Origin of the sequence: Paucidesulfovibrio gracilis DSM 16080 (assembly GCF_900167125.1) — a bacterium.
Classification (GTDB): domain Bacteria; phylum Desulfobacterota; class Desulfovibrionia; order Desulfovibrionales; family Desulfovibrionaceae; genus Paucidesulfovibrio; species Paucidesulfovibrio gracilis.
In genome coordinates this window covers 14415-34709 of record NZ_FUYC01000014.1, presented here as the reverse complement: position 1 = coordinate 34709, position 20295 = coordinate 14415, and the positions used below count along the sequence as shown (strand labels likewise).

Below are 20295 nucleotides of genomic sequence, written 5' to 3'. Positions count from 1 at the left end.
GAAACTCGCGGCAACGGTGCGCCCCCAAAAGAAAAGAACGGCTTCGGCCGTTCTTTTCTTTTGGGAGGGGGGAAAGGGGAGGAGGAAAGGGAAAGAAACGATAACCGCGACAGGCCGCAGGCCTGGAGCAAGGAAAAGTCTTTGGAAAGGGGGTCCAGTGGGAAAAACCTTTCTTCAGAAAGGTTTTCCCCCTGGAAAAAGAGTTGCCCCTCAGGGAAAATATATGCTTGCCGCTTGGGGGGGCAGGGTCAGTCCACGCAGGCGAACCGTTCGGGTACCGCGTCGCAGACCGGGCAGCGTTCCGGCGCATTTTCCCGGGCGACAAAGCCGCACACGGTGCATACCTGGTACGCAGACGGCGCTCTTTCATCCACTTGGCGAACCAATCCCGCATGATTGCGCGCTGTGCGTCGGAACTGGTCCAAAAATCCGTTGGCCGGGCCGGTGGCGCATTCCAGGCAGGTCAGAGCCTCTTGGTAATGGGTCGCGCTTTGGTCCAGACCTTCCAAAAGTTCGTCCAGGTTCGCGTCCGTATCTCCCAGCTTGCCGCGCAGGATCATGAGCGCCTTGTCCGCGTGGACTTTCTGGGCCACGGCCAGGGCATTGAGCAGGCGAGCGGCCTGCGGGCGACCCTCGGCACGGGCGCGCAGCGCCGCCACCTCGCACCGGGCTGCGGACGCGGATTCATTGATAAAGGCTTCGGCCAGCCGCTGGATGCCGTTTCCCTGCATATCGGATTTTCTCCCCAATCTGGCTTGCTTGTGATTGTTTCGTTCGGATCAACTGTCGGGCAGGCGCACCACGAATTCCGCGCCGCCGTCCTTGGGCCGCGCCGAGGCATGGACCACGCCGCGATGGTCGCCCACCACGGTGCGAACAATGGTCAGGCCCAGGCCGGTGCCGCCCTTTTTGCGAGAAAAGTACGGCTCGAACAGACGAGCGGCCTCTTCCTTGGAAATGCCGGGACCGTTGTCCCGCACGCGCACCACCACGCGGCCTTTTTCCGCATCGTGCCGGGCCATGACCCGCACTTCGGCGTTTTCCGTTTCATGGAGCGCTTCGGCCGCGTTGGTAAGCAGGTTGATGAATACCCGCCGCAATCCTTCACGGTCAAAGGAAAAAACAGGGATCTCCGTTTCCAGTTCAAGACTCCAGGAAATATCACGGTGGGTGTTGGCGAACATGTCCACCACTTCCTGAAGCAGCAGGGGAAGTTCTCCGGGCTTGGGCTGCATTTCCGGGAGCTTGGCATAGGATGAAAACTGGGTGACCATCTGCTGAATGCGCTCCACCTGCCGCACGATCAGCTCGGTGCAGCTGGCAAAGGTCTTGTCCGTATGGTCCCCGCCGTAGCGACGTTGCAGCCGCTGGGCCGAAAGTTTGATGGGCGTGAGCGGATTTTTGATCTCATGGGCGATGCGCCGGGCCACTTCGCGCCAGGCCGCCATGCGCTGCACGCGCTCCAGTTCGGTGATATCCTCGAACACGGCCACAATGCCGTAGGCCTCGCCGTCCTTGGCCCGCAGGGAGACCACGTTCACAAAGAATTTGGCCAGCCGTCCCCGCACCTGGATGTCGATCTGGCGCTGCCATTGGGAAAAGGGGTCCAGGGCCATCTGCTCCCGGGCCTCGCGAAGCATTTCCGCGAACTCCCCCTGGAGAAACATCAGGGGCTTGCGGCCGATGATCTCCCGGGCCACCAGACCGAGCATGTCCTCGGCCGCCCGGTTCATGGTACCCACCCGTCCTTCGTGGTCCATGGTCACCACGCCGGAGGTGATGTTTTCCAGCACGGCTTCGATGTAGCGTCCACGCCGCTCCAACTCCCTGTTCTGCTGGGAGAGGCGGCGGTTGTAGGTATCCAGGCGCGACCGGCTCTCGCGCAGATCTTCGGTCATGCTGTTGAAGGACTTGACCAGAAAGCCCAGCTCGTCGTCCGAGGGATCCTCAAGGTGCACGGACAAGTCGCCCCGGGCCACGCGTTCGGTGCCTGCGGCCAGCGCCTGGATGGGCGCGGACATCTCCTTGGCCAGCCGGAACCCGAACCAGACCGCGCCCAGAATAATCAGGGCGGTCATGACGCCCAGGGTCATGTAGAGCGTACTTTTCCAGGGGCTTTTGAGGGTCTTCAGCTTTTGATATTCGTTAAGCCCGTTGATAACCTGGCTGAGTTTTTCATGCACGTCCCAGCCTAGCTGCTCGCCGATGACGATGTATCCGGTTTCGCCCGCGTCCACGGGCCGGTAGACAATCACATGATCCGGGCCGCCTCCTTCCAGCAGAAACGCGGCTCCGGGCTTTTTGCGGTATTGTTTGGCAATGCGCTTTTCAAACTCGCCCCAGCGCCGCTGCATGCGGGCGTTGCGGTAGAGGCTGACGTAGGTGCCGTCGGGCTGGGCCACCCCCAAAAGGCTCACACCCCATTCCGTGGCCTTTTCCTCACAGAACGCGTCCATGCCCTTGCCGCCCCAGCGGAAGCCCTTTTCGCGCAGCAGGTTTTCCAGGGTTCCGGCCTGCCGGGCCAGCCGTTCTTCCATGACGCGGTAAAAGGTCTCGGAAAGCTTGAGCGCATGCTCCATGCTGTCCTCCACCTGGACTTTGAACCAGTAGTCCACCGAGGTCTGCACGAACTTCACGGAAACGATGAACATGAGCAGGGTGGGGATCAGGGACAGGGACACAAAGGCCACCACAAGCCGGGTTCGCAGCCGTGAGCCGAGCACCTTGCGCCGCCGCTCCAGGAGCAGCTTCACCGCGTTGCGCGTGACGATGAAGAGCACCAGCAGCAACAGGATGAAGTTGATGTTGAACAGGCCCAGGAAGAGGTAGGAATCCACGGCCAGGTATTTGAGCTGGACCCAGGTGAGCAGGGCAATGAGGCCGAAGCAGGTTACGGCGATGAGCAGCTCCCAGCGCCGCCGCTTGCGTTCCTTGGCGTGGGGCGCGCCCACGGCGATGGACGTTGCCGGACCAGGAGCTTCCGGGGCTTGGGCTTCCAGGTCTTCGGGAACCGCTTGATCCGGATCGTCGCTGGAAACCGGTACCTCGGGAATCACCCCGTGTTCCCGTGGGATGTCGGAATCCTCGCCCCTGGCCCGCTGTTCCCGAGTGTCCGGGGCTTCGTCCCTGCCGCGCTTTTCTTCCATGTCACTGCGTTATCAGCAGGCGGAGCCGAATTCAAGCGCTCACGCGTTCCGCCCCGGGGATTCCGGTCCGGCAGACCGTGACAAACCGGTTCAAAGCCCTTAGTGTCCGGTTATCGGGCCACTGCCCGAAACAACGCCGTAAGAGAGAGGATATGACCAGCATACCCAAACCCCTGGCTCACCGCCATCTTGGAGCCTCCCTGCACCCTGACCGCATTCCCTATGCCGATAGCCGCGAAATTCCTGCGGGCAACGGCTATTCCAAATTTCAGCCCCGGGCCATCCAGGCGCTGGAGCTGGCTCTGCGCATCAAAGGAAATGAATATAATATTTTTGTCGCGGGGGAGGCCAACATGGGCCGGACCTACTTTGTCCGCGACCACCTGCGCCCCGCCGCAAAAAAGGCGGCCACGCCCCCGGACTGGCTCTACCTGCACAATTTCGACGATGCGGACCGGCCCCTGGCCGTGTCCCTGACCGCCGGGCAAGGACGACAGTTCAAAAACGCCATGTCCAAGGCGCTGAACGCCATCCGTGCGGACCTGCCCGCCCACTTTGAACGGGACGCCTACCACAGCCAGCACGAATCCCTGTTCAAGAGCCATACCCGGCAGCGCGAAGAACTGTTCTCCCAGATGGAGGACGCGGCCCGGGAAAAAAACTTCCGCCTGGACATGGATGACGCCGGGGCATTGACCCTGGCTCCGCTGGTGGACGGCGAACCCATGGAGGACGGCAGTTTTGACAAGCTGCCCAAAAAGGAGCGCGATCGGCTCAAGCGCGAGGGAGACAACGTCCTCTCGGAGATCAGCACCTTTCTGCGGCAGATCAACCAGAGCGAAAAGGGACTCAAGCGCAAAGAGCTGGAATTACAACGCGCCATTGCCCGCGAAGTGGTCACGGAATGTTTGCAGCCCCTGCGGGAGCGCTTCGGCGACAATGAAAAGCTGACCGCCTACCTCAAGGCCGCGGAAGATGACCTGGTGGAAAACGTGGACATGTTCCTGCCCAAGGAATCCACGGCCAACACTCCGGCCGGAGCTGCGGCGGCAAGCCAGGGCGACGCCTCCGGGGACGACCAGTTTTCCCGTTTTGAGGTGAACCTTTTCGTGGATAACGGCCCGACCAAGGGCGCGCCCGTGGTGGTGGAGGACCATCCCACCACCTTCAACCTGCTGGGCAGCATTGAACGCGAGGCCGAACTCGGCTCACTCTACACCGACCACACCCTGATACGTCCCGGCAGTCTGCACAAGGCCAACAACGGCTTTTTGCTGCTCAATACCGATGATCTGCTCTCCAGCTCCTCTTCCTGGGAAGGACTGCTTCGCGCCCTGCGCGCCGGACACTCCCGCATTGAGGATCCCGTGGACCAGGAACAGGCCCGCACCCGCACCATTGAGCCGGAATGTATCCCGCTGGACCTCAAGATCGTGCTCATCGGTTCGGACGAGCACTACGAGGCGCTGCTCTACCACGACGACCGGTTCCAGAAATTCTTCAAGCTCAAGGCGCACATGCAGTCCACAGCGCCGCGCACCATGCCCAACATCCGGCACTACCTGACCGTGCTCGGCCGCATTGTGCGCGAGGCCGAACTGCTGCCCTTTGACCGTGCGGCCCTGGCCGGGCTGGTGGACTTCTCCTCCAGGCTGGCCGAGGACCAGAAAAAACTGTCCCTGCAATTCCCCCTGGTGCGCGAACGCATGATCGAGGCCTCGGCCCTGGCGGAAATGGACGGCAAGGCCATGGTGGGCGCGGCGCACCTGCGCGAGGCCGTTGGCACCCGCGACTTTCGGTCCAACCTCTTTGAAGAGGAATACATGGGCGACTATGAGCGGGAGATCATCAAGGTGGCCACCTCGGGCCAGGCCGTGGGCCGCTGCAACGGTTTGTCCGTGACCCTGTTCGGCGACTACGAATTCGGCCTGCCCCACCAGATTTCCTGCACCGTGGGCGTGGGGCATGGCGGCATTCTGGACCTGGAGCGCGAGGCCCAGCTCGGCGGTCCCATCCATACCAAAGGCATGATGATCCTGAAGAGCTATCTCCTGGGCCTGTTCGCCCAGGACAAGCCCATCGTCATGACCGGCAGCCTCTGCTTTGAGCAAAGCTATGCGGGCGTGGAAGGGGACTCCGCTTCGGGCGCGGAACTGGCCGCCCTACTTTCGGCCCTTTCCGGCGTCCCCATCAACCTTTCCTATGCGTTCACCGGCGCGGTGAGCCAGTCCGGGCAGATCATGGCCGTGGGCGGGGTGAACCGCAAGATCGAAGGATTTTTCGAAGTCTGCCGCCGTCATGGTCTCACGGGCGAGCAGGGCGTGCTCATCCCCAAGGACAACGTGGCCAACCTCATGTTGCGGGACGACGTGCTCCAGGCCGTGGAAAACGGCACCTTCCGCATTTATCCGGTCTCCAGCGTGGAACAGGCCATGCGCATCCTCACGGGGATGCCCGTGGACCGTCGCGACGCCAAGGGCGGATTCGCCACCGGCACGCTCTACCACGCCGCAGACCGCCGGCTGGCCGAGTTTGCCCGGCTGGCCCGCGCCTACGGTGCCGGAGGCGGTCCATCCTGAGAAGCCGTTGAACTCGGGCCAAATATGCCGTACGCTTCCAAGTCGGAGGAAATGCATGTCCAAAGCGTGGATTATGGCAAAGCGTCCCGAATTTGTGCGGGACATGTTCCGGAACTTCTGCCAGGCGTGCATGACCCTGGACGAGCAGTTCGAACGCTATGACCGTCTGGGCAGCATGGATTTCGACCAGTTGCGCGACCTCATCGGCGAAGAAGGCTTCAAGGGGCTGCTCTGGCGGCTCAAGGACACAGCCCACCACGTGTTCCGCAACGATCCGGACGACCCCATTCAGGGACGGTTTCTGGACTGGGGCATGGGGTACATCTTCCATGAATGCATCAAGCTCAAGGAAGACATCTACCAGCAAATGACCTACGCGCCCTGGTTGCGGGAAATGGCCGTGGAAGGCGCGCACGGGCATGACGTGGCCGGACAATTGCTTTCCCTGCCCGCGCAGACCGAGGAATCCATGCGGCGTGAAATCGCCCGCATCCGGGTGATTCTGGACCAGTGCAAGCGCCTCTTGCCCGTGTATCTTTCCCGCCATAGTGAAAATGCTCTGCTTGCCCGGTTCATCTTTTCCCAGAACTCCATGGTCCGGGCCGTGTTTTGCGAACTGTACGACGCCCTGGTAAACGGTATTTATGCGGGTCGGCCGTGGATGCTTTACATTCTCGCATCGCGCAGTCTGCGTCTGGGCGGGTGGATGGACCAGGCCGAGGAAGCTGTTACAGAAGCGTATAAAATCAACCCAAACCATAAAATTGTCTTGCAGGAAAAAAAAATTATTGATAATTGGTCCCTTAGTATTCATTCTTGACCCTTATACGTATGTGCAAGGCTGTCATTTCTTTACCCAATTGAGGAGGCGGAAAAAAATGAAAAAATTGCTTTTGATTTCGGTTGCCCTCAGCCTCGTCTTTGTCTGGGGCTGTTCCAAGAAGGTAAAAACCGAGCCCGAGACCGTGGTGGTGAAGGAACAAAAAGTGGACGAGGTGCTCACGCCCATGCAGCGTTATGAGCAGGACTACGCCCAACTGCCCACCAGCCACAGCGTGTCCAAGGGTGAATGCCTGTGGTGGATCGCTGAATACCAGCAGATCTACAACGATCCGTTCATGTGGCCGCTCATCTACAAGGCCAACCGTGACCAGATCAAGAACCCTGACCTGATCTACCCCGGACAGACTTTCTCCGTGCCCCGTGACTTCTCCATGGACGAAGTCAAGGACGGCCGCAAGATGGCCGGCGCTCCCTGGCAGGCTCTGGAGCCAGGCGCAGAGGCCGTGATCCCGGCGCAAATGCGCGCCAACCTCGGCTACAGCTTCTAAGCCCGACAGCCGCTCATACGATAGAGATACCGCAAGGCGCTCTCCCAACACGGGGGAGCGCCTTTTTCATGAGCGTACACGGCTGGAGCCGCTGCGTGGCGCCCCGATTGCCGCACATTGAAGCCCACGGAAAAAAAGGGTAGGGACTAGCGGTTCCAAAACACAACATTTCACGGTTCCCAAGGCCCACCGGACCAATCCCCAGAGATGGCCGCCGGACCACGCCGCGCCCGTCACCCTCGGTCGGGGCCGAACCGACATACAGGATACACACCTTGCAGGACTTTCATAAAATCCTCATCTGTCAGCAGCACCAAATCGGGGACGTGCTTTTGGCCACCCCCTGTGTCCGCCTGCTGCATGAACGCTTTCCACAGGCTGAGCTGCATTTTCTTACAGAACAAAAGTGCCGCCCCATGCTGGAAAACAATCCCCTGTTGACCAAGATCTGGACCATCGACAAAAAAGCCGGACTTTCGGGAACCATGGGCCTGTATTCCGGCCTGCTCCGGGAACGGTTCGATCTGGCCATCGACCTGCAACAGTTTGTGCGTCTGCGCCTGGCCACGCTCTGCAGCCGCGCTCCGGTGCGCCTTTCCTACAAACCCAGATGGTACAACAAGCTGTTTTACAACCGCTTCGGTGCCGTGGGCAAAGGGTACGCAGCCAAGGCCAAGGCCGGGGTGCTGGAGCCTCTGGGCGTTGCCTGGAGCGGCCAGCCTCCGGAATTGCACCTCACGGAAGAGGAACTCGCCTGGGGAAAACAATACCTCGCCAAGCAGGGCGTGGACAGCTCCACCATGCTCATGACCCTGGACATGACCCACCGCCGCATCACCCGCAAATGGCCCGCTGAATATTATGCCAGGCTGCTGTCCATGCTGGCGGCCCGCCACCCGCGTCTGCGCCTTTTTCTGCTCTATGGCCCGGGTGAGGAGCAAGAGGTGCGAAACATCTGGCAACAGGCCGGCAATCCCGACGGCTGTATCCTGCCGGAGAAACAAACCACCCTGCGCGAGGTTGCCGCCATCATTCGCCACGCCCACGCCCATTTCGGCAACTGTTCCTCCCCCCGCCACCTGGCCGTTGCCGTGGGGACTCCCAGCATGGCCGTGCTCGGTTCCAATAAACCCGGTTCCTGGACCTTTCCCTCCCCCCAGCATGGGTACATCCGCAACGAGCGCCCCGGAGAATACACCTGCCTGGGCTGCAACAAGTCCACCTGCCGCCTCGGCACCCTGGAATGCCTCTATGCGCTCACGCCGGAATTGGTGTACGAGCGGATCCGGGTCTTTTTCCACCTGGACGACCCGGACAGGGCCATCCGGGAACGTGGCGACCACGCTTGCTCCAGGCCCGCGAAATAGCAACCTTCGTCACCACGCGGCTTTTCCCTGAACTGCTCTCCCCCAAAAAAATAACAAGCCGGCTCTGACACGAACCGTTTTCCGCACGCCCCTATCCAACGCATTCCCGGATCAGAGTTGACAAACGATCCCGGAATGCGCTCTTCTATAAAAAAGCGGGTAAAGAACGGCGTGCATCGTTTTCCCCGCGTCGCAAACAAGCCGGCCATGCCGGATGATCATATGCTGACCGACTCGGAACCGATTCTCCCGGGAGATACATCCCATGCACGCTATGCGGGAATTGATGTGTCACCACTACGCATCAACCATGGATTGCATTGAAGCCGCCGGTCAGGTGGAGCACCTGATTCACACACCGTTGGAATGCCCCTACAACAGCGTGTTCGGCACCCTGGCACATATCGTCGGCGTTGACCGGCTTTGGAGCCTGCGCTGCCGGGAGGGCATCTCCCTTGAACACCTGCCGGGCGAGGCATTCTTTTCCAGCCTGATCAATATGAAGGAAATTCTGGCGCGGCAGGAAGAAGCCATGCTCGCCTATCTGCTGGTCATCGCTCCCAAGGATTTGCAGCGGACCATCGGGTACGTTGACCTGGCCGGTCGGCAGCAGGAACGCCCCCTGGACGTGATTTTGCTCCACATGGCACAGCATGCCGCGCACCACCGTGGTGAATTGACCACCCTCCTGCGGCTGCTCGGCGCCACGCACGCGCCCCGGCACCTGCTTAGTTCGTACACCGGTCCCTCACAACAGACCTGATCACAGCCGAACCCTTTTTCGCCCCGCCCTTAGACGATCTATCTGTCCCCGCCACTCCCTGCTGCCCCCCCCCGGACCCGTTCACAGGCCAGGTTACGGGACAGCGCCATGCGCCACGGCCGTGAAAAGAACAGCACGCTCCCGCATCCTTGTATCCGCCAACCAAGGGGCATGCGTTGCATACGCTCACGGCTCCGCGGGCTGCCTTGCTCCATTTCAGGACGAGCCGGACTTGTTCCTGAAACTCCCTGCCAAACAATCCCGGCCAAACAATCCCGGCTTGACCCCTGGGAAAAAGATGCGTAGAACGATATATCACAATAACCGAATATAACGATACGCCAAAGACAACACTGGACCAGCCCGTATCGGTCCATGCGGTAACGTGGGACGCGGCGCAGCAGCCCAAACACCCAACACGTTCCTGCTTGATGCGGAAAATCCATGCGCAAAGACCGAAATATTTCCCCAACGACCAAACGCCACCCCAACAAGCTGATCGCCAGGAGCCACCCATGCAAGAACGAATCCCCGACCTGATCCGGCCCGGAACGCCGTTTGTTTCCTTTGAATTTTTTCCCCCGCGGGATGAAGAGGCCCGCCAGCGCATGCTGCGCGTGGGGGAGGAGCTTAAGGTGCTGCACCCCTTGTTCGTTTCCGTGACTTGCGGAGCCGGGGGCGGCGGAGGACGCGGCACGTTGCAGGCGGCCAACATGCTGCACACCGCTCTGGGGTACAGAGTTATGCCGCACCTGACCTGTTGCGGTCTCGAGCCAAAAGGCGTGGACGACGCCCTCGCCCAATTCCAGGCCAACGGGATAAACAATGTCCTGGCGCTTCGCGGCGACGGCACCGACGGCAACGGTCCGGACGGGGACGCTCCCTTGCAGCACGCGTCGGACCTGGTGGAGCACATCCGCAAGTCATACCCGGACATAGCCCTGGGCGTGGCCGCGTATCCGGAACCGCATCCGCAATCCCCCAGCGTACAGGCCGATATTGATATGCTCCGGTTCAAGCTTGATGCGGGATCGGATTTCGGCGTGACCCAGCTTTTCTTCGACAACCGCCGCTACTTCGACATGGTGGAACGGCTGGCGGATCAGGGATGTCATAAGCCGGTGATTCCAGGAATCATGCCCTTGCGAACCATGGCCTCGGCACGGCGCATCCTCTCTCTGTGCGGCGCGGCCATTCCGGGAAATCTATACGCCGCCCTGGAAAAAGCCCACGCCCAAGGCGGAGATGACGCCGTGCGCGAAGTGGGAACCGCCCACGCCGTGCAGCAAGTGCAGGGGCTGCTGAACGGCGGTGCCCCTGGAATCCACCTCTATCCCCTGAACCAGTCGTCCCAATGCCTGGACGTGGCGCAACAAGCGGGATTGCTGGGGTAACGCAGGCACATATCATGGAAAGGCGGATCTTCGGCGACCAGGAGGCACGCCGCCCCCTGGTCCACCGTTGACCGGTTTCGCCGCTTGTACCCGGCCGGAAAACGTCCGCCCATGCACGTCGCAGTTGCGATTCCGGCGGCTATCCTGCTGTGGGATACAGGCTGAAGGCCCGGTTCGCGGTTATTCGCCGCCCAGCACGAACCCCTTTTGCGTGCCGCCCGTGGAAGCGGACGTCCCCGCGATTTTGGAGAGGTAGGTCTCGCCCAGGTCTTCGATGTGTCCGGCAACACTGTCAAAGTAATTGTAATGTTCCTGCTCTTCCTCAATGATGGTTTCAAAGAGTTTCATGCTCACGCTGTCGCCGTTTTCCCTACAGACCAGCAGAAAGTCATTGTAGGCCGCAATGGTGTCGTCTTCCAGTTCGGAGTCAAAGGGGAAGATAGTCTGCACGGGCTGGCGTTTTTCAATGTCCCCGTCCGCAAGGGAAACAGGCTCGCCGCCCAGCTCCTTGATGCGCTCCGCGAACATCTCGGCGTGGCGCATTTCGTCAATGGCGATGAGCTTCATGTTCTTGGCCAGTTCGCCGTAGTCCATGTCGTCCAGACCGTAATGCTGGTTCATGTACTGTGTGATGGCGGTCAATTCCATGGCGCGGGCCTGGTTGAGTACTTCCACGACCTTGGCCTTGCGGGCCTCGCGTTCTTCTTTGCTTACTTTCGGCATGGAGCCTCCCTGGGCGGATCGCCCGATTGAAATGAATGGTTGTCTGCAACCTAACCTGTCGGGATCATGCTGACAAGTGGAGTGAACATTTTTCGGCCCGCCCCCCATTCGTAAAACATCCCAAAGCGATTGTTGTCTCCGACCGGCCGAACCAAACGCCGTGGCGGATTTACAAAGCCCTGCCAGGGAGGTACACAGGTTCGCATGGTGGAATTCAAACGGGTCTCCCATGTGTTCGGCTCCAGTTGGGCGCTCAAGGATGTTTCCTTTGCTTTGGACAAGGGCGGCTTTTTATTTCTTACCGGCCATTCCGGCGCAGGCAAGACCACTCTGCTGCGGCTCATGTATGCGGGGCTGCCCCTCAAGCGTGGACACGCCTCTGTGGCTGGATTCGATTTACGCAAGCTGCGCCGGGGGCATGTACCCGAGCTGCGGCGGCGGGTCAGTGTCATTTTTCAGGATTTCAAGATCCTGGCCCAGCGCTCGGTGTTTGACAACGTGGCCCTTGCCCTGGAAGTACGCGGGGTATCGCGTCAGCATCTGGAACGGCGCGTGCGGGCCATAGTGCGCGCCCTGGGCCTGGAAAACAAAAGCTACACCCGCTGCGGTCATCTTTCCGGCGGCGAACAGCAACGCGTGGCCATTGCCCGTTCCATGGTGGTGAACCCCAAGCTGATCCTGGCGGACGAACCCACCGGCAACCTGGACGCGGACCTGAGCACGGATCTGATCAACATCTTTAAACAATTCAATTCCTACGGCACCACTGTGATCATGGCCACCCACAACCGGCACATCCTGGACATGGTGCCGGACGCCCATGTGCTGCACCTGGAAAACGGACAGGTGACCGAAACCACCCTGCCGAACCAGGCGCCGGCCGAACCAGGGGGACTGCTGTGATACTGCGCCTGCTTCGACTGATCGGACGCGGCGTGCGGGAATCCTTTCTGCACCCTTGGGCGCAACTGTTCACGCTCAGTGCCGTGACCATGGCCGCGGTTTTGGCCGGGATCTTTTTGTTGTTGCTGCACAACGTGAACCAGGAGTTGATCCGCAATCGCGGCGCCGTGGAATTTCAAATTTTCTGGCGGCACAATGCGGACATGGACGTGGTGCGCGGGCAGTGGGAACGGATGGCCTCCATGGACCATCTTAAGGAGCTGGAAACCTTTACGCCGGAACGGGCCTTGCGCGAACTCTCCAGGGATCTTTCCGGTCAAAGCGCCCTGGACTGGCTGGAGGAGGAAAACCCCCTGCCCCCATCCGCGTTTCTGGCCTTCAACATTCCACCCGGCGATCACAGCGAAGTCTGGGCCAAAGGGCTGCTCGCGGAACTGCGCGTGCTGCCCGAGGTGCAGGCCGTACATTACAACCCCATGCAATTGGATCTCGCCAAAAGCTGGCTGGCCGTGTCGCACTCCGTGATCTGGCCCGTGGTGGGCTTTTTGGCCCTGGTGGTGGCGCTGGTGGTGGGCAACACCGTGAAGCTCTCCATGCTCACCCGCAAGGATGAGATTGAAATCCTCTCCCTGGTGGGAGCCAGACCCTGGTATATCCGCGCTCCGCTGCTGGCGTCCGGCGCGTTCACCGGTTTGGTTTCCAGCGGTCTGGCCCTGGGGCTGCTGCGGTTGCTGCATCTGCGCCTGGAACATGTCCTGGATTTTCCGCCCGTGTTCCTGGTGATTTCCTTTTTCCCCACACAGCATTGCCTGCTGCTCGCCGGGGTGGTCACACTGGTTTGCGTGGCGGGTTCCTGGGTCGCGGTTCGGCACTAAACAACAGCCCGGCTCCGGCTGCACATCCGCCGGGCATGGACGAACCGCCTGGCCGCCTGGAATCCCGACACTTTTTTTCCGCTGCGTCCAGAGGTTGGACGGCCGATATTCTTCTTGCGATTATCTTTACTTTCCTCTATGTTAGAAAAATTCTAGACTGACGGACGAACAAGGGTGGGACTTATGCGACGTACCGTCCATTGCGCGGGTGCCTTGGCACTGGTGATCTGTGGCGTTTTCCTGTTGACCGGCGTAGGCTGTGTTCAGAAAAAACGTATTTATTCCGAGCCGCCGCACTACTCTAGTGCTCCGGCTCCACGCCAGGCCGCAACGCAAGCAGCCGGTACCACGGCCGCCACTGCTGCACCGGCATCACCACAACCCGCAGCCAAAGCCCAGCCCACGTCCACAACGTTGCAACCCACGCCCAACGCCGCCACAGCAGCCGATCAACCGGAACGGCTCGAGGGGCTGGCTTCCTGGATTGCCGACGACTTCCACGGCCTGCGCACGGCCAGCGGCGAACTCTACGACAAAGAAGCACTCACCGGAGCGCACCGCACCCTGCCCATGAATACCCGGGTGGAAGTGACCAACCTGGAAAACGGTCGGTCCATCGTGGTGCGCATCAATGACCGCGGCCCGTTCAAGCAGGAACGGATCATTGATGTTTCCCGCCGGGCCGCAGAGCAACTCGGCATGATCGGCCCGGGCGTGATCAAAGTTCGACTGCGCGTCTTGGACGGCATGGCCACAGCAGGGGACGGCGCCCTCGCAGCCCCAGGCACGGCCGCACCGCAGCCCGCCCAAACGTCCGAACCGGCCACGCAGACCGCGGACCAGACCACGCGGAGCATGGACTCGACGGCAAAGGCCACCACCACGACCCCGTGCTGGTATGTGCAGGTGGGGGCGTTCGAGGACCGTGAAAACGCCAAACGCGCCCTGGCGGAGTTATACGCCAAGGGCTACGAGCAGTCGCGCATCGCGGAAATGGCCCAGGATGGACTATACCGCGTTCAGGCCGGTACCTTTACGGACCGGCCCGAAGCGGAAACCGTGCTGGATCAGCTGAAGACAAATTATCCGGCCAGCTTTGTGCTTAGCTCGGATTCAATTCAGCCCTGAACTTGCGGGAAAGGCGGAAGACCACGACCTTGCGCGGAGGCAGGGTAATGGTTTCGCTGGTCTGGGGGTTGCGCCCCTTGCGCGCCTTTTTGTCGTAGGCTTCGAACTTGCCGAATCCACTCACCAAAAGGGCATGGTCCTTTTTGATGGACTGTTTCATGATCTCAAGGATGGATTCCACCAGATCCTTGATTTCAGCGCGATTCTTGTCGGTGCGCTCGTAGATGTAATCGACGATCCCGGCTTTGGTCAGCGTCTGTCCCATTGTTGCCTCCTGATCAAGACATGGTGCCGCTCAGCTGAGCGAGTTTCTGATTTTTTCCGCAAGAGCCATCATTGCTTCCTGGCTCTCGTAGGCCTGCTGCCCCCACAATTTCAGTCCGTCACCATCGAACCTTGGGATCAGGTGGAAATGCGCATGCATGACCAGCTGGCCCGCGGCCTCGTGGTTGTTCATCCCCAGGTTCAGACCCTGCGCGCCCGTGGCGGACACAATGGCCTCGCCCACGCGCTTGACGTCTGAGAGCAGGGCATTGCCCAGGTCGTCCGGCAGCTCAAAGAGGTTCGCATAATGCTTCCGGGGGATAACCAGGGCATGACCGGGGATTACAGGGGCGATGTCCAGGAACGCGATGGTGTGTTCACTTTCGTGGATTGTGGCGCTGGGGATCTCTCCCGCAACGATCTTGCAAAAAATACAGTCCGCACTCATGTCACTTCCGAATGTCTGATGTTTCCCATGGCGGGATGTTGTCCCGCCAGCCCCTCCCGACACAATGCCGGGGAAAAAGACGCCAGTTATGAGGAAGATAGCCTACGAACCGGTTTAGATCAAGCGGTATTCCCAAGGAAAGTGATGGAATAGGCGTTATTTTCAACTCAAACTAAGCGTACTGCAAGACAATTAAAGTAATCTTAGGGTGTTGACAAGGGGGTTGGAAAAATATTCCGAAAAAAAACACCAAATGACGGCACGTTAGTTGGAAACGTGGACAACCAAATGCAACAAACTGATTTATAACACTTTTCCGACTGCCCTTCCCCGCCAATCAATCCACCGGTCCCCGCGACGCTTGAGGCGAATGCGGTTCCGGTGTATGCCCGCATCGCCGATGACGGAAAAACACCGTTTGCGACACAGGACGAATCGGGCTTGCCTCCGGCGGCGCGGCTTCGTAGTCTGCGCTTTTCCATGTCCGGGGATTCTGATACAACCCGGCTACATTATAGTATGAGGTTACCATGAACACGACGCCTGTTTTCCGCTCTTTGCTGGCCGCCGCGATTCTTGCCCTGGCCCTGGCTTCGGGCTGTTCCTCCGAACCCGCTTCCTCGGCTAGCGCCACGCCCGACGCCCAAACCCAAGCCGCCGAGGCCCACTGGACCGATGCGCTGAGCACCCTGGACACGGACCAGGTGCGGGAACGCATTGCCGCGGCCAAAGGGCGGCCTGTGCTGGTTTGCCTCTGGTCCGTGAACTGCCCTGCCTGCGTGCAGGAACTGCCCGTGCTTGAAGAACTGGCCGACCAGTATGCCCCGGACGACCTGGAGGTCTTGCTGCTCAATCTGGACGGCAACCGGGCCGTTGTGCGCGGATTTTTCAAGGAATATGAACCAGCTGCCACCGTGCTGCTGGTGGAGCCGTCCGTGGCCGACGCGTTTCAGGCCACCTACATCCCCAAGCTGGTGCTCTACGATGCTTCGGGGGAAAAAGTCTTTGACGACTCCGGATTTTATCCCAAAGGCATGCTGGAAGCGTTGATCCAGCGTGCGTCAGGAGAATAAATTGGACCACGATTTCGTCGTGCGCAAGGCCCGCATCTCGGATGTAAAGGCCATGCACGCCATGCTGTTGGACAATCCCGAGGAAGAAGGGCTGGTGCTGCCCCGCTCCTTTAACAAGCTCTACACCCTGCTGCGGGATTTTTTTGTTGTGGTGGAAAAGAACTCCGGAGAACTGGCCGGATGCTGCGCCCTGTCCATCTGCTGGGAAGAGCTGGCCGAGGTCCGCTCCCTGGTGGTACGGAACACGTTCCGCGGCCGCGGCCTGGGACGACGGCTTGTGGATGCCTGTTTGAGCGAGGCCGTGACCCTGGAACTGTACAAGGTCTTTGTGCTCACCAATACGCCGGAGTTTTTCGCGCATCTCGGATTCCGCGAAGTACCCAAGGACGTGTTGCCCCAAAAGGTCTGGTCCGACTGCCTGAACTGTCCGAAATTCCCGGATTGCGATGAAATCGCCATGATGCTCCGGCTCTAGGCATGATATACTTTTTCAATCGGCTGCCTCCGTCACAAGGAACGCAGCAGATGGATTGCTTGTGCGGCAACGCGGCGGGCCATTTTCCCGGCAGCAGAAAAGCTGTCCATAAAAAGAGCAAAACCGCAGACCGTTCAAAAAAAAGGACAGCGTCGGACGCAGGCAACAGTCCAGGCTGAAGCGTATTCCCTGTACGCGGAAGTTTGCTTTTTTTGGCAGCAACGACGAAGTACCGTTTGGAAACGGCCTGACAAGGATACGAACCATGAGTCATACGTTGAGCGTGCTGGTGGACGCCGATACCATCCACCAGCGGGTACGGGAACTGGGACGCGAAATGGGCGAAGCCTACGGCAACGAACCCGTTGTCCTGGTCTGCGTGCTCAAAGGCGCATTTTTATTCTTTGCGGACCTGGCCCGGGCCATGACCATCGAGTGCGAGCATGACTTCGTGCGCCTGGCCAGCTACGGATCCGGCACGAGCCGAGGTAAGGAAATGCGCTTTTCCAAAGACTTGGAAGTCCCCATCGAAGGAAAGCACGTGGTCATCGTGGAAGACATCGTGGACACCGGCAATTCCGTAGAATTTCTCAAGCATGTCTTTGCGAAAAGAAGGCCTCAGAGTTTGAAAGTTTGCGCACTTGTTGATAAACGAGAAAGGCGGGAACTCGACATCAATGTCGACTTCGCCGGGTTCAACCTGACCGGTGCGGGATTCCTGGTGGGATACGGCATGGATTATGCCGAGCGATACCGGGAACTTGACGCCATCTACGAGCTGGTACGCCACCAGGGCGACTAGTCAAACCTTTCCGGAGGCCGACCATCACTTCCTGGAACCGGCAACGGCGAACATGCCATGGCACAGCGCAGGTACACCGCGCTCCCCCCGTGGCCACCCGCCTTCAGCTCGGTCCGGGACCAACGGAACCGCTTCCCAAGAGAGAGTGCCATGATCGTTGCTTGCCCGAGCTGTGAGACGAAATACAACCTTCCGGATGACAAGATTCCCGCCAAAGGGTTGAAGGTCAAGTGCGCCAAATGCGAACACGTTTTTCGCGTACCGGCTCCGACACCCGAGGCTCCCGCCCCTGCGGCGGCCACGCCTGGCAAATCGGCCGAAAGCCCGGCCTCCGCGCCGGTGCCTCCCGCGCCCAACCCCCCAGCGGATACGGCTCCGGAACCAGAACAACCCCCGACCCGGCCGGACACGGCTGCCGATGCCGCACCCGATTTCGACAAAGCCTTTGAAGAGGCCGTGGCCGACGAGACAACGGACACGGCTCCCGCGTTCGATGCCGAGGATGAACTCGACAACGACCTCTCCGCACCGGAACCGGACCTGAGCGACGACCTGCTCGGCGACCTGGATTCGAGCCTGGATCAGGAACTTGGCGACGACCTGGATGCCAAGGATGACGACCTGTTCGGCGGCTTTGGCGAAGAAGAAAACCAAGACGACGATCCACTGGGCGGCGGCTTTGATCTGGACTCCCTGGACGAAAAACCCGCCCAGGACTCGGACGATGACGGCTTTGACCTTGCGGAACACGATCTGGACGAGGGCCAGGACGAACTGGACGCGGACCAGGAAGAGAATGAAGACGGAGAAGACTTGTTCCAATCCCTCTCCGGCGAGGATCTCGACCTGGAACCCGAACCCCGGCGCGGCGGCCTGGGCAAAGCCCTGCTCTACCTCCTGCTCCTGCTCCTGCTTGGGGCGGGCGGCGCCATTGTGACCTATAATTTTGGACTCTGGTCCCTGCCGGGTTCCATGCAGTCCACAGGCATCCAACTGGGCTTTGAACTGCCCTTCAAGGTGCCCTTTGTGCTTGGTCCGGATGAACCCGAACAGCCCAAGCCCGGCGAACTGCCCGCCGAACGAATCAAAAACATCCAGCCCGTGGACTTCCGCCAATACGTGATCAGCAACGAAAACGCCGGTCCCCTGTTCGTGGTGGAAGGAAAAGCCCAGAACAAATTCACCGAGCCAAAGGAACGCATCAAGGTGTTGGTGACCTTGTTCGACGAGCAAGGCAATGTGCTGGCCTCCCAGGAACAGATGTGCGGCAACACGCTGTCCCTGCTCCAGCTCCAGGTGCAGACCCGCGATGAAATCGTGGAAAGCCTGAATTCCTCGGCCGGAATCTATGCCAACAACTCGTTCATCAAGCCGGAGCAGACCACACCCTTTATGGTGGTCTTCTTTGATCCACCCCGGGATGTGAAGGAATACCAGATCGAGATCGTGGACGCCCGCAATCCCAAACGATGAACGGCACCCTGCGGGGCCGACCGGCAAACACCGGTCCGCTGCCGCCGCGCAATGTGCAATCAAGACCGGGGGTACGCCGTAAGGCCTCCCGGTTTTTTTTCGAGGAACGTCCCGACCCCGCGCCCACGTTGGCCATCCGAGGTGACGCATGAAGACCAAGGAAGTGTTTCGCTGCGCCGAATGCGGCGCCCAATCCCCGCAATGGCAGGGGCAGTGTCCGTCCTGTCGCGCCTGGAACACCCTGGAACCGCTGTCCGTGGTCAAGGGGAAAAACCGGTCCGGCACACGCAGTCCGGAAGGCTCCCAGGCTCCGCGCCCCCTGGAGGAGCTTTCCCAGGAGGGCGGCCAGGGGCGGCCGTCGGGCTTCCCGGCCCTGGACCAGGTCTTGGGCAAGGGGCTGACTCCCGGCGGGGCTATTCTGCTGGGCGGGGAACCAGGCATCGGCAAGTCCACGCTCCTGTTGCAGCTTGCGGGTCGGCAGGCGGCCCTGGGCGCACGCGCTGTGTACCTCTCGGGCGAGGAAAGCCTGCCCCAACTGCGCAACCGGGCCGAACGCCTGGGGCTGCTGGGACCGGGCCTGCTGGCCATGGCCTCCACCAGCGCGGCAGACGGCCTGGCCGTGCTGGAAGGACCGGAACCTCCGGAACTGCTCATCGTGGATTCGGTGCAGACGCTGGCCTCGGTTTCCGCCGAAGGCATTCCCGGGAGCGTGAGCCAGGTCCGGGCCGTGTCCGCGGAACTGGTGGAAGCCGCCAAAAAGAGCCGCACCACCTTGATCCTGGTGGGCCACGTGACCAAGGAGGGCCAGATTGCCGGCCCCAAACTCCTGGAGCACATGGTGGACACGGTGCTCTATCTGGAAGGGGACCGCAGCCATTTTTCCCGCATTCTGCGCGTGCTCAAAAACCGCTATGGTCCCAGTGACGAACTGGTCGTCTTCGTCATGAAGGAACAGGGGCTGGAAATCGTGGATGATCCTTCCACCATGTTTCTGGGGCGGCGGGATGCCGCGCTTTCCGGCTCGGCCCTGGTCATGGCCGTGGAAGGGCAGCGTCCCTTTGCCGTGGAAGTGCAGGCATTGGCCTCCAAGACCTTTCTTTCCATCCCCCGCCGCACCGCCCTGGGGTTTGACACCAACCGGCTGCACCTGCTCCTGGCCGTGCTGGAAAAGCGCCTGCGTCTGAATCTCTCCAGCCATGATATCTATGCCAAGATTTCCGGCGGGCTGGCCATGCGCGACCCCGGACTGGACCTGGGCGTGGTGGCCGCGATCCTGTCCTCGTTTTACGACCGCCCCCTGCCCGAAGGCGCTATTTTTTGGGGGGAGGTGGATCTCAACGGACAGGTTCGCCCGGTATCCGGGCGGGACACCCGACTCAAACAGGCCGGACGGCTCGGACATGACCCCGTGTTTGAGGCGGAGTCCTGCCGCACCCTGGCGGATCTGCAACGCCGCCTGTTCGGGAAAAACGAATAAACGCAGCACAACGGCCCACCGGGGGCGCGAACCGATGCATGACCCAGGCCGCAATGTTCGAACGGGAGGAACCG

Annotated in this window: 19 protein-coding genes; 14 read left to right on the top strand and 5 right to left on the bottom strand. The window is 60.5% G+C overall.

The features are described 5' to 3' along the window. Positions 1-248: 248 nt before the first annotated feature. Positions 249-731 carry a rubredoxin-like domain-containing protein gene (locus B5D49_RS11715; protein ID WP_078717895.1) on the bottom strand — a complete coding sequence of 161 codons (483 nt, stop codon included), beginning with the start codon at positions 729-731 and terminating at the stop codon, positions 249-251. 48 nt (positions 732-779) lie between these two features. Next, a complete protein-coding gene (locus B5D49_RS11710; protein ID WP_078717894.1) occupies positions 780-3146 on the bottom strand; it encodes a sensor histidine kinase NtrY-like in 2367 nt (788 codons plus the stop codon). A 152-nt stretch (positions 3147-3298) separates the two neighbouring features. On the opposite strand from B5D49_RS11710, the gene B5D49_RS11705 reads away from it, so the two are divergent. From B5D49_RS11705 to B5D49_RS11680, 6 genes are all read left to right on the top strand, one after another. Then, entirely contained in the window at positions 3299-5725 is a 2427-nt protein-coding gene (locus tag B5D49_RS11705) for a Lon protease family protein (protein WP_078717893.1), read from the top strand. 55 nt (positions 5726-5780) lie between these two features. Further along, complete coding sequence (locus B5D49_RS11700; RefSeq protein WP_078717892.1) at positions 5781-6545, top strand: hypothetical protein; 765 nt, start codon at positions 5781-5783, stop codon at positions 6543-6545. A 58-nt stretch (positions 6546-6603) separates the two neighbouring features. Beyond that, positions 6604-7056 (top strand): LysM peptidoglycan-binding domain-containing protein, encoded by a 453-nt coding sequence (locus tag B5D49_RS11695; protein ID WP_078717891.1) that lies wholly within the window; start codon positions 6604-6606, stop codon positions 7054-7056. Positions 7057-7331: 275 nt separating this feature from the next. Next, on the top strand, positions 7332-8423 hold the full coding sequence (locus tag B5D49_RS11690) for a glycosyltransferase family 9 protein (RefSeq protein ID WP_078717890.1): 1092 nt from the start codon (positions 7332-7334) through the stop codon (positions 8421-8423). Positions 8424-8688: 265 nt separating this feature from the next. Continuing rightward, entirely contained in the window at positions 8689-9186 is a 498-nt protein-coding gene (locus B5D49_RS11685) for a DinB family protein (RefSeq protein WP_078717889.1), read from the top strand. A gap of 515 nt (positions 9187-9701) precedes the next feature. Next, positions 9702-10580: a methylenetetrahydrofolate reductase gene (locus tag B5D49_RS11680; protein ID WP_078717888.1), complete on the top strand. Its 879-nt coding sequence runs from the start codon at positions 9702-9704 to the stop codon at positions 10578-10580. Positions 10581-10760: 180 nt separating this feature from the next. On the opposite strand, the gene B5D49_RS11675 is transcribed toward B5D49_RS11680, so the two are convergent. Beyond that, positions 10761-11303, bottom strand: coding sequence for a bacterioferritin (locus B5D49_RS11675; protein WP_078717887.1), 543 nt, complete (start codon positions 11301-11303; stop codon positions 10761-10763). Between the two features lie 204 nt (positions 11304-11507). Here B5D49_RS11675 and ftsE point away from each other — a divergent pair, with 204 nt between their 5' ends. The 3 genes from ftsE to B5D49_RS11660 all read left to right on the top strand — a co-directional run bounded on the left by ftsE (position 11508) and on the right by B5D49_RS11660 (position 14209). After that, positions 11508-12206 carry a cell division ATP-binding protein FtsE gene (ftsE, locus tag B5D49_RS11670; RefSeq protein ID WP_078717886.1) on the top strand — a complete coding sequence of 233 codons (699 nt, stop codon included), beginning with the start codon at positions 11508-11510 and terminating at the stop codon, positions 12204-12206. Next, on the top strand, positions 12203-13081 hold the full coding sequence (locus B5D49_RS11665) for a cell division protein FtsX (RefSeq protein WP_078717885.1): 879 nt from the start codon (positions 12203-12205) through the stop codon (positions 13079-13081). Before ftsE ends, B5D49_RS11665 begins: the two co-directional genes overlap by 4 nt. A gap of 183 nt (positions 13082-13264) precedes the next feature. After that, positions 13265-14209 carry a septal ring lytic transglycosylase RlpA family protein gene (locus B5D49_RS11660; RefSeq protein ID WP_078717884.1) on the top strand — a complete coding sequence of 315 codons (945 nt, stop codon included), beginning with the start codon at positions 13265-13267 and terminating at the stop codon, positions 14207-14209. Here the strand turns inward: B5D49_RS11660 and B5D49_RS11655 are convergent. Continuing rightward, entirely contained in the window at positions 14184-14474 is a 291-nt protein-coding gene (locus B5D49_RS11655; RefSeq protein WP_078717883.1) for an integration host factor subunit alpha, read from the bottom strand. The genes B5D49_RS11660 and B5D49_RS11655 overlap by 26 nt on opposite strands. A gap of 30 nt (positions 14475-14504) precedes the next feature. Continuing rightward, complete coding sequence (locus B5D49_RS11650; RefSeq protein ID WP_078717882.1) at positions 14505-14921, bottom strand: HIT family protein; 417 nt, start codon at positions 14919-14921, stop codon at positions 14505-14507. A 530-nt stretch (positions 14922-15451) separates the two neighbouring features. Between B5D49_RS11650 and B5D49_RS11645 the strand changes: the two genes are divergently transcribed. The 5 genes from B5D49_RS11645 to radA all read left to right on the top strand — a co-directional run bounded on the left by B5D49_RS11645 (position 15452) and on the right by radA (position 20221). Continuing rightward, entirely contained in the window at positions 15452-15994 is a 543-nt protein-coding gene (locus B5D49_RS11645; RefSeq protein ID WP_078717881.1) for a TlpA family protein disulfide reductase, read from the top strand. Position 15995: 1 nt separating this feature from the next. After that, positions 15996-16469, top strand: coding sequence for an N-acetyltransferase (locus tag B5D49_RS11640; protein WP_144019464.1), 474 nt, complete (start codon positions 15996-15998; stop codon positions 16467-16469). A 265-nt stretch (positions 16470-16734) separates the two neighbouring features. Next, positions 16735-17271: a hypoxanthine phosphoribosyltransferase gene (gene hpt / locus B5D49_RS11635; RefSeq protein ID WP_078717880.1), complete on the top strand. Its 537-nt coding sequence runs from the start codon at positions 16735-16737 to the stop codon at positions 17269-17271. Positions 17272-17421: 150 nt separating this feature from the next. Beyond that, positions 17422-18744 carry a DUF3426 domain-containing protein gene (locus B5D49_RS15060; protein ID WP_234990724.1) on the top strand — a complete coding sequence of 441 codons (1323 nt, stop codon included), beginning with the start codon at positions 17422-17424 and terminating at the stop codon, positions 18742-18744. 148 nt (positions 18745-18892) lie between these two features. Further along, entirely contained in the window at positions 18893-20221 is a 1329-nt protein-coding gene (gene radA / locus B5D49_RS11625; protein ID WP_078717878.1) for a DNA repair protein RadA, read from the top strand. Positions 20222-20295 lie beyond the last annotated feature (74 nt).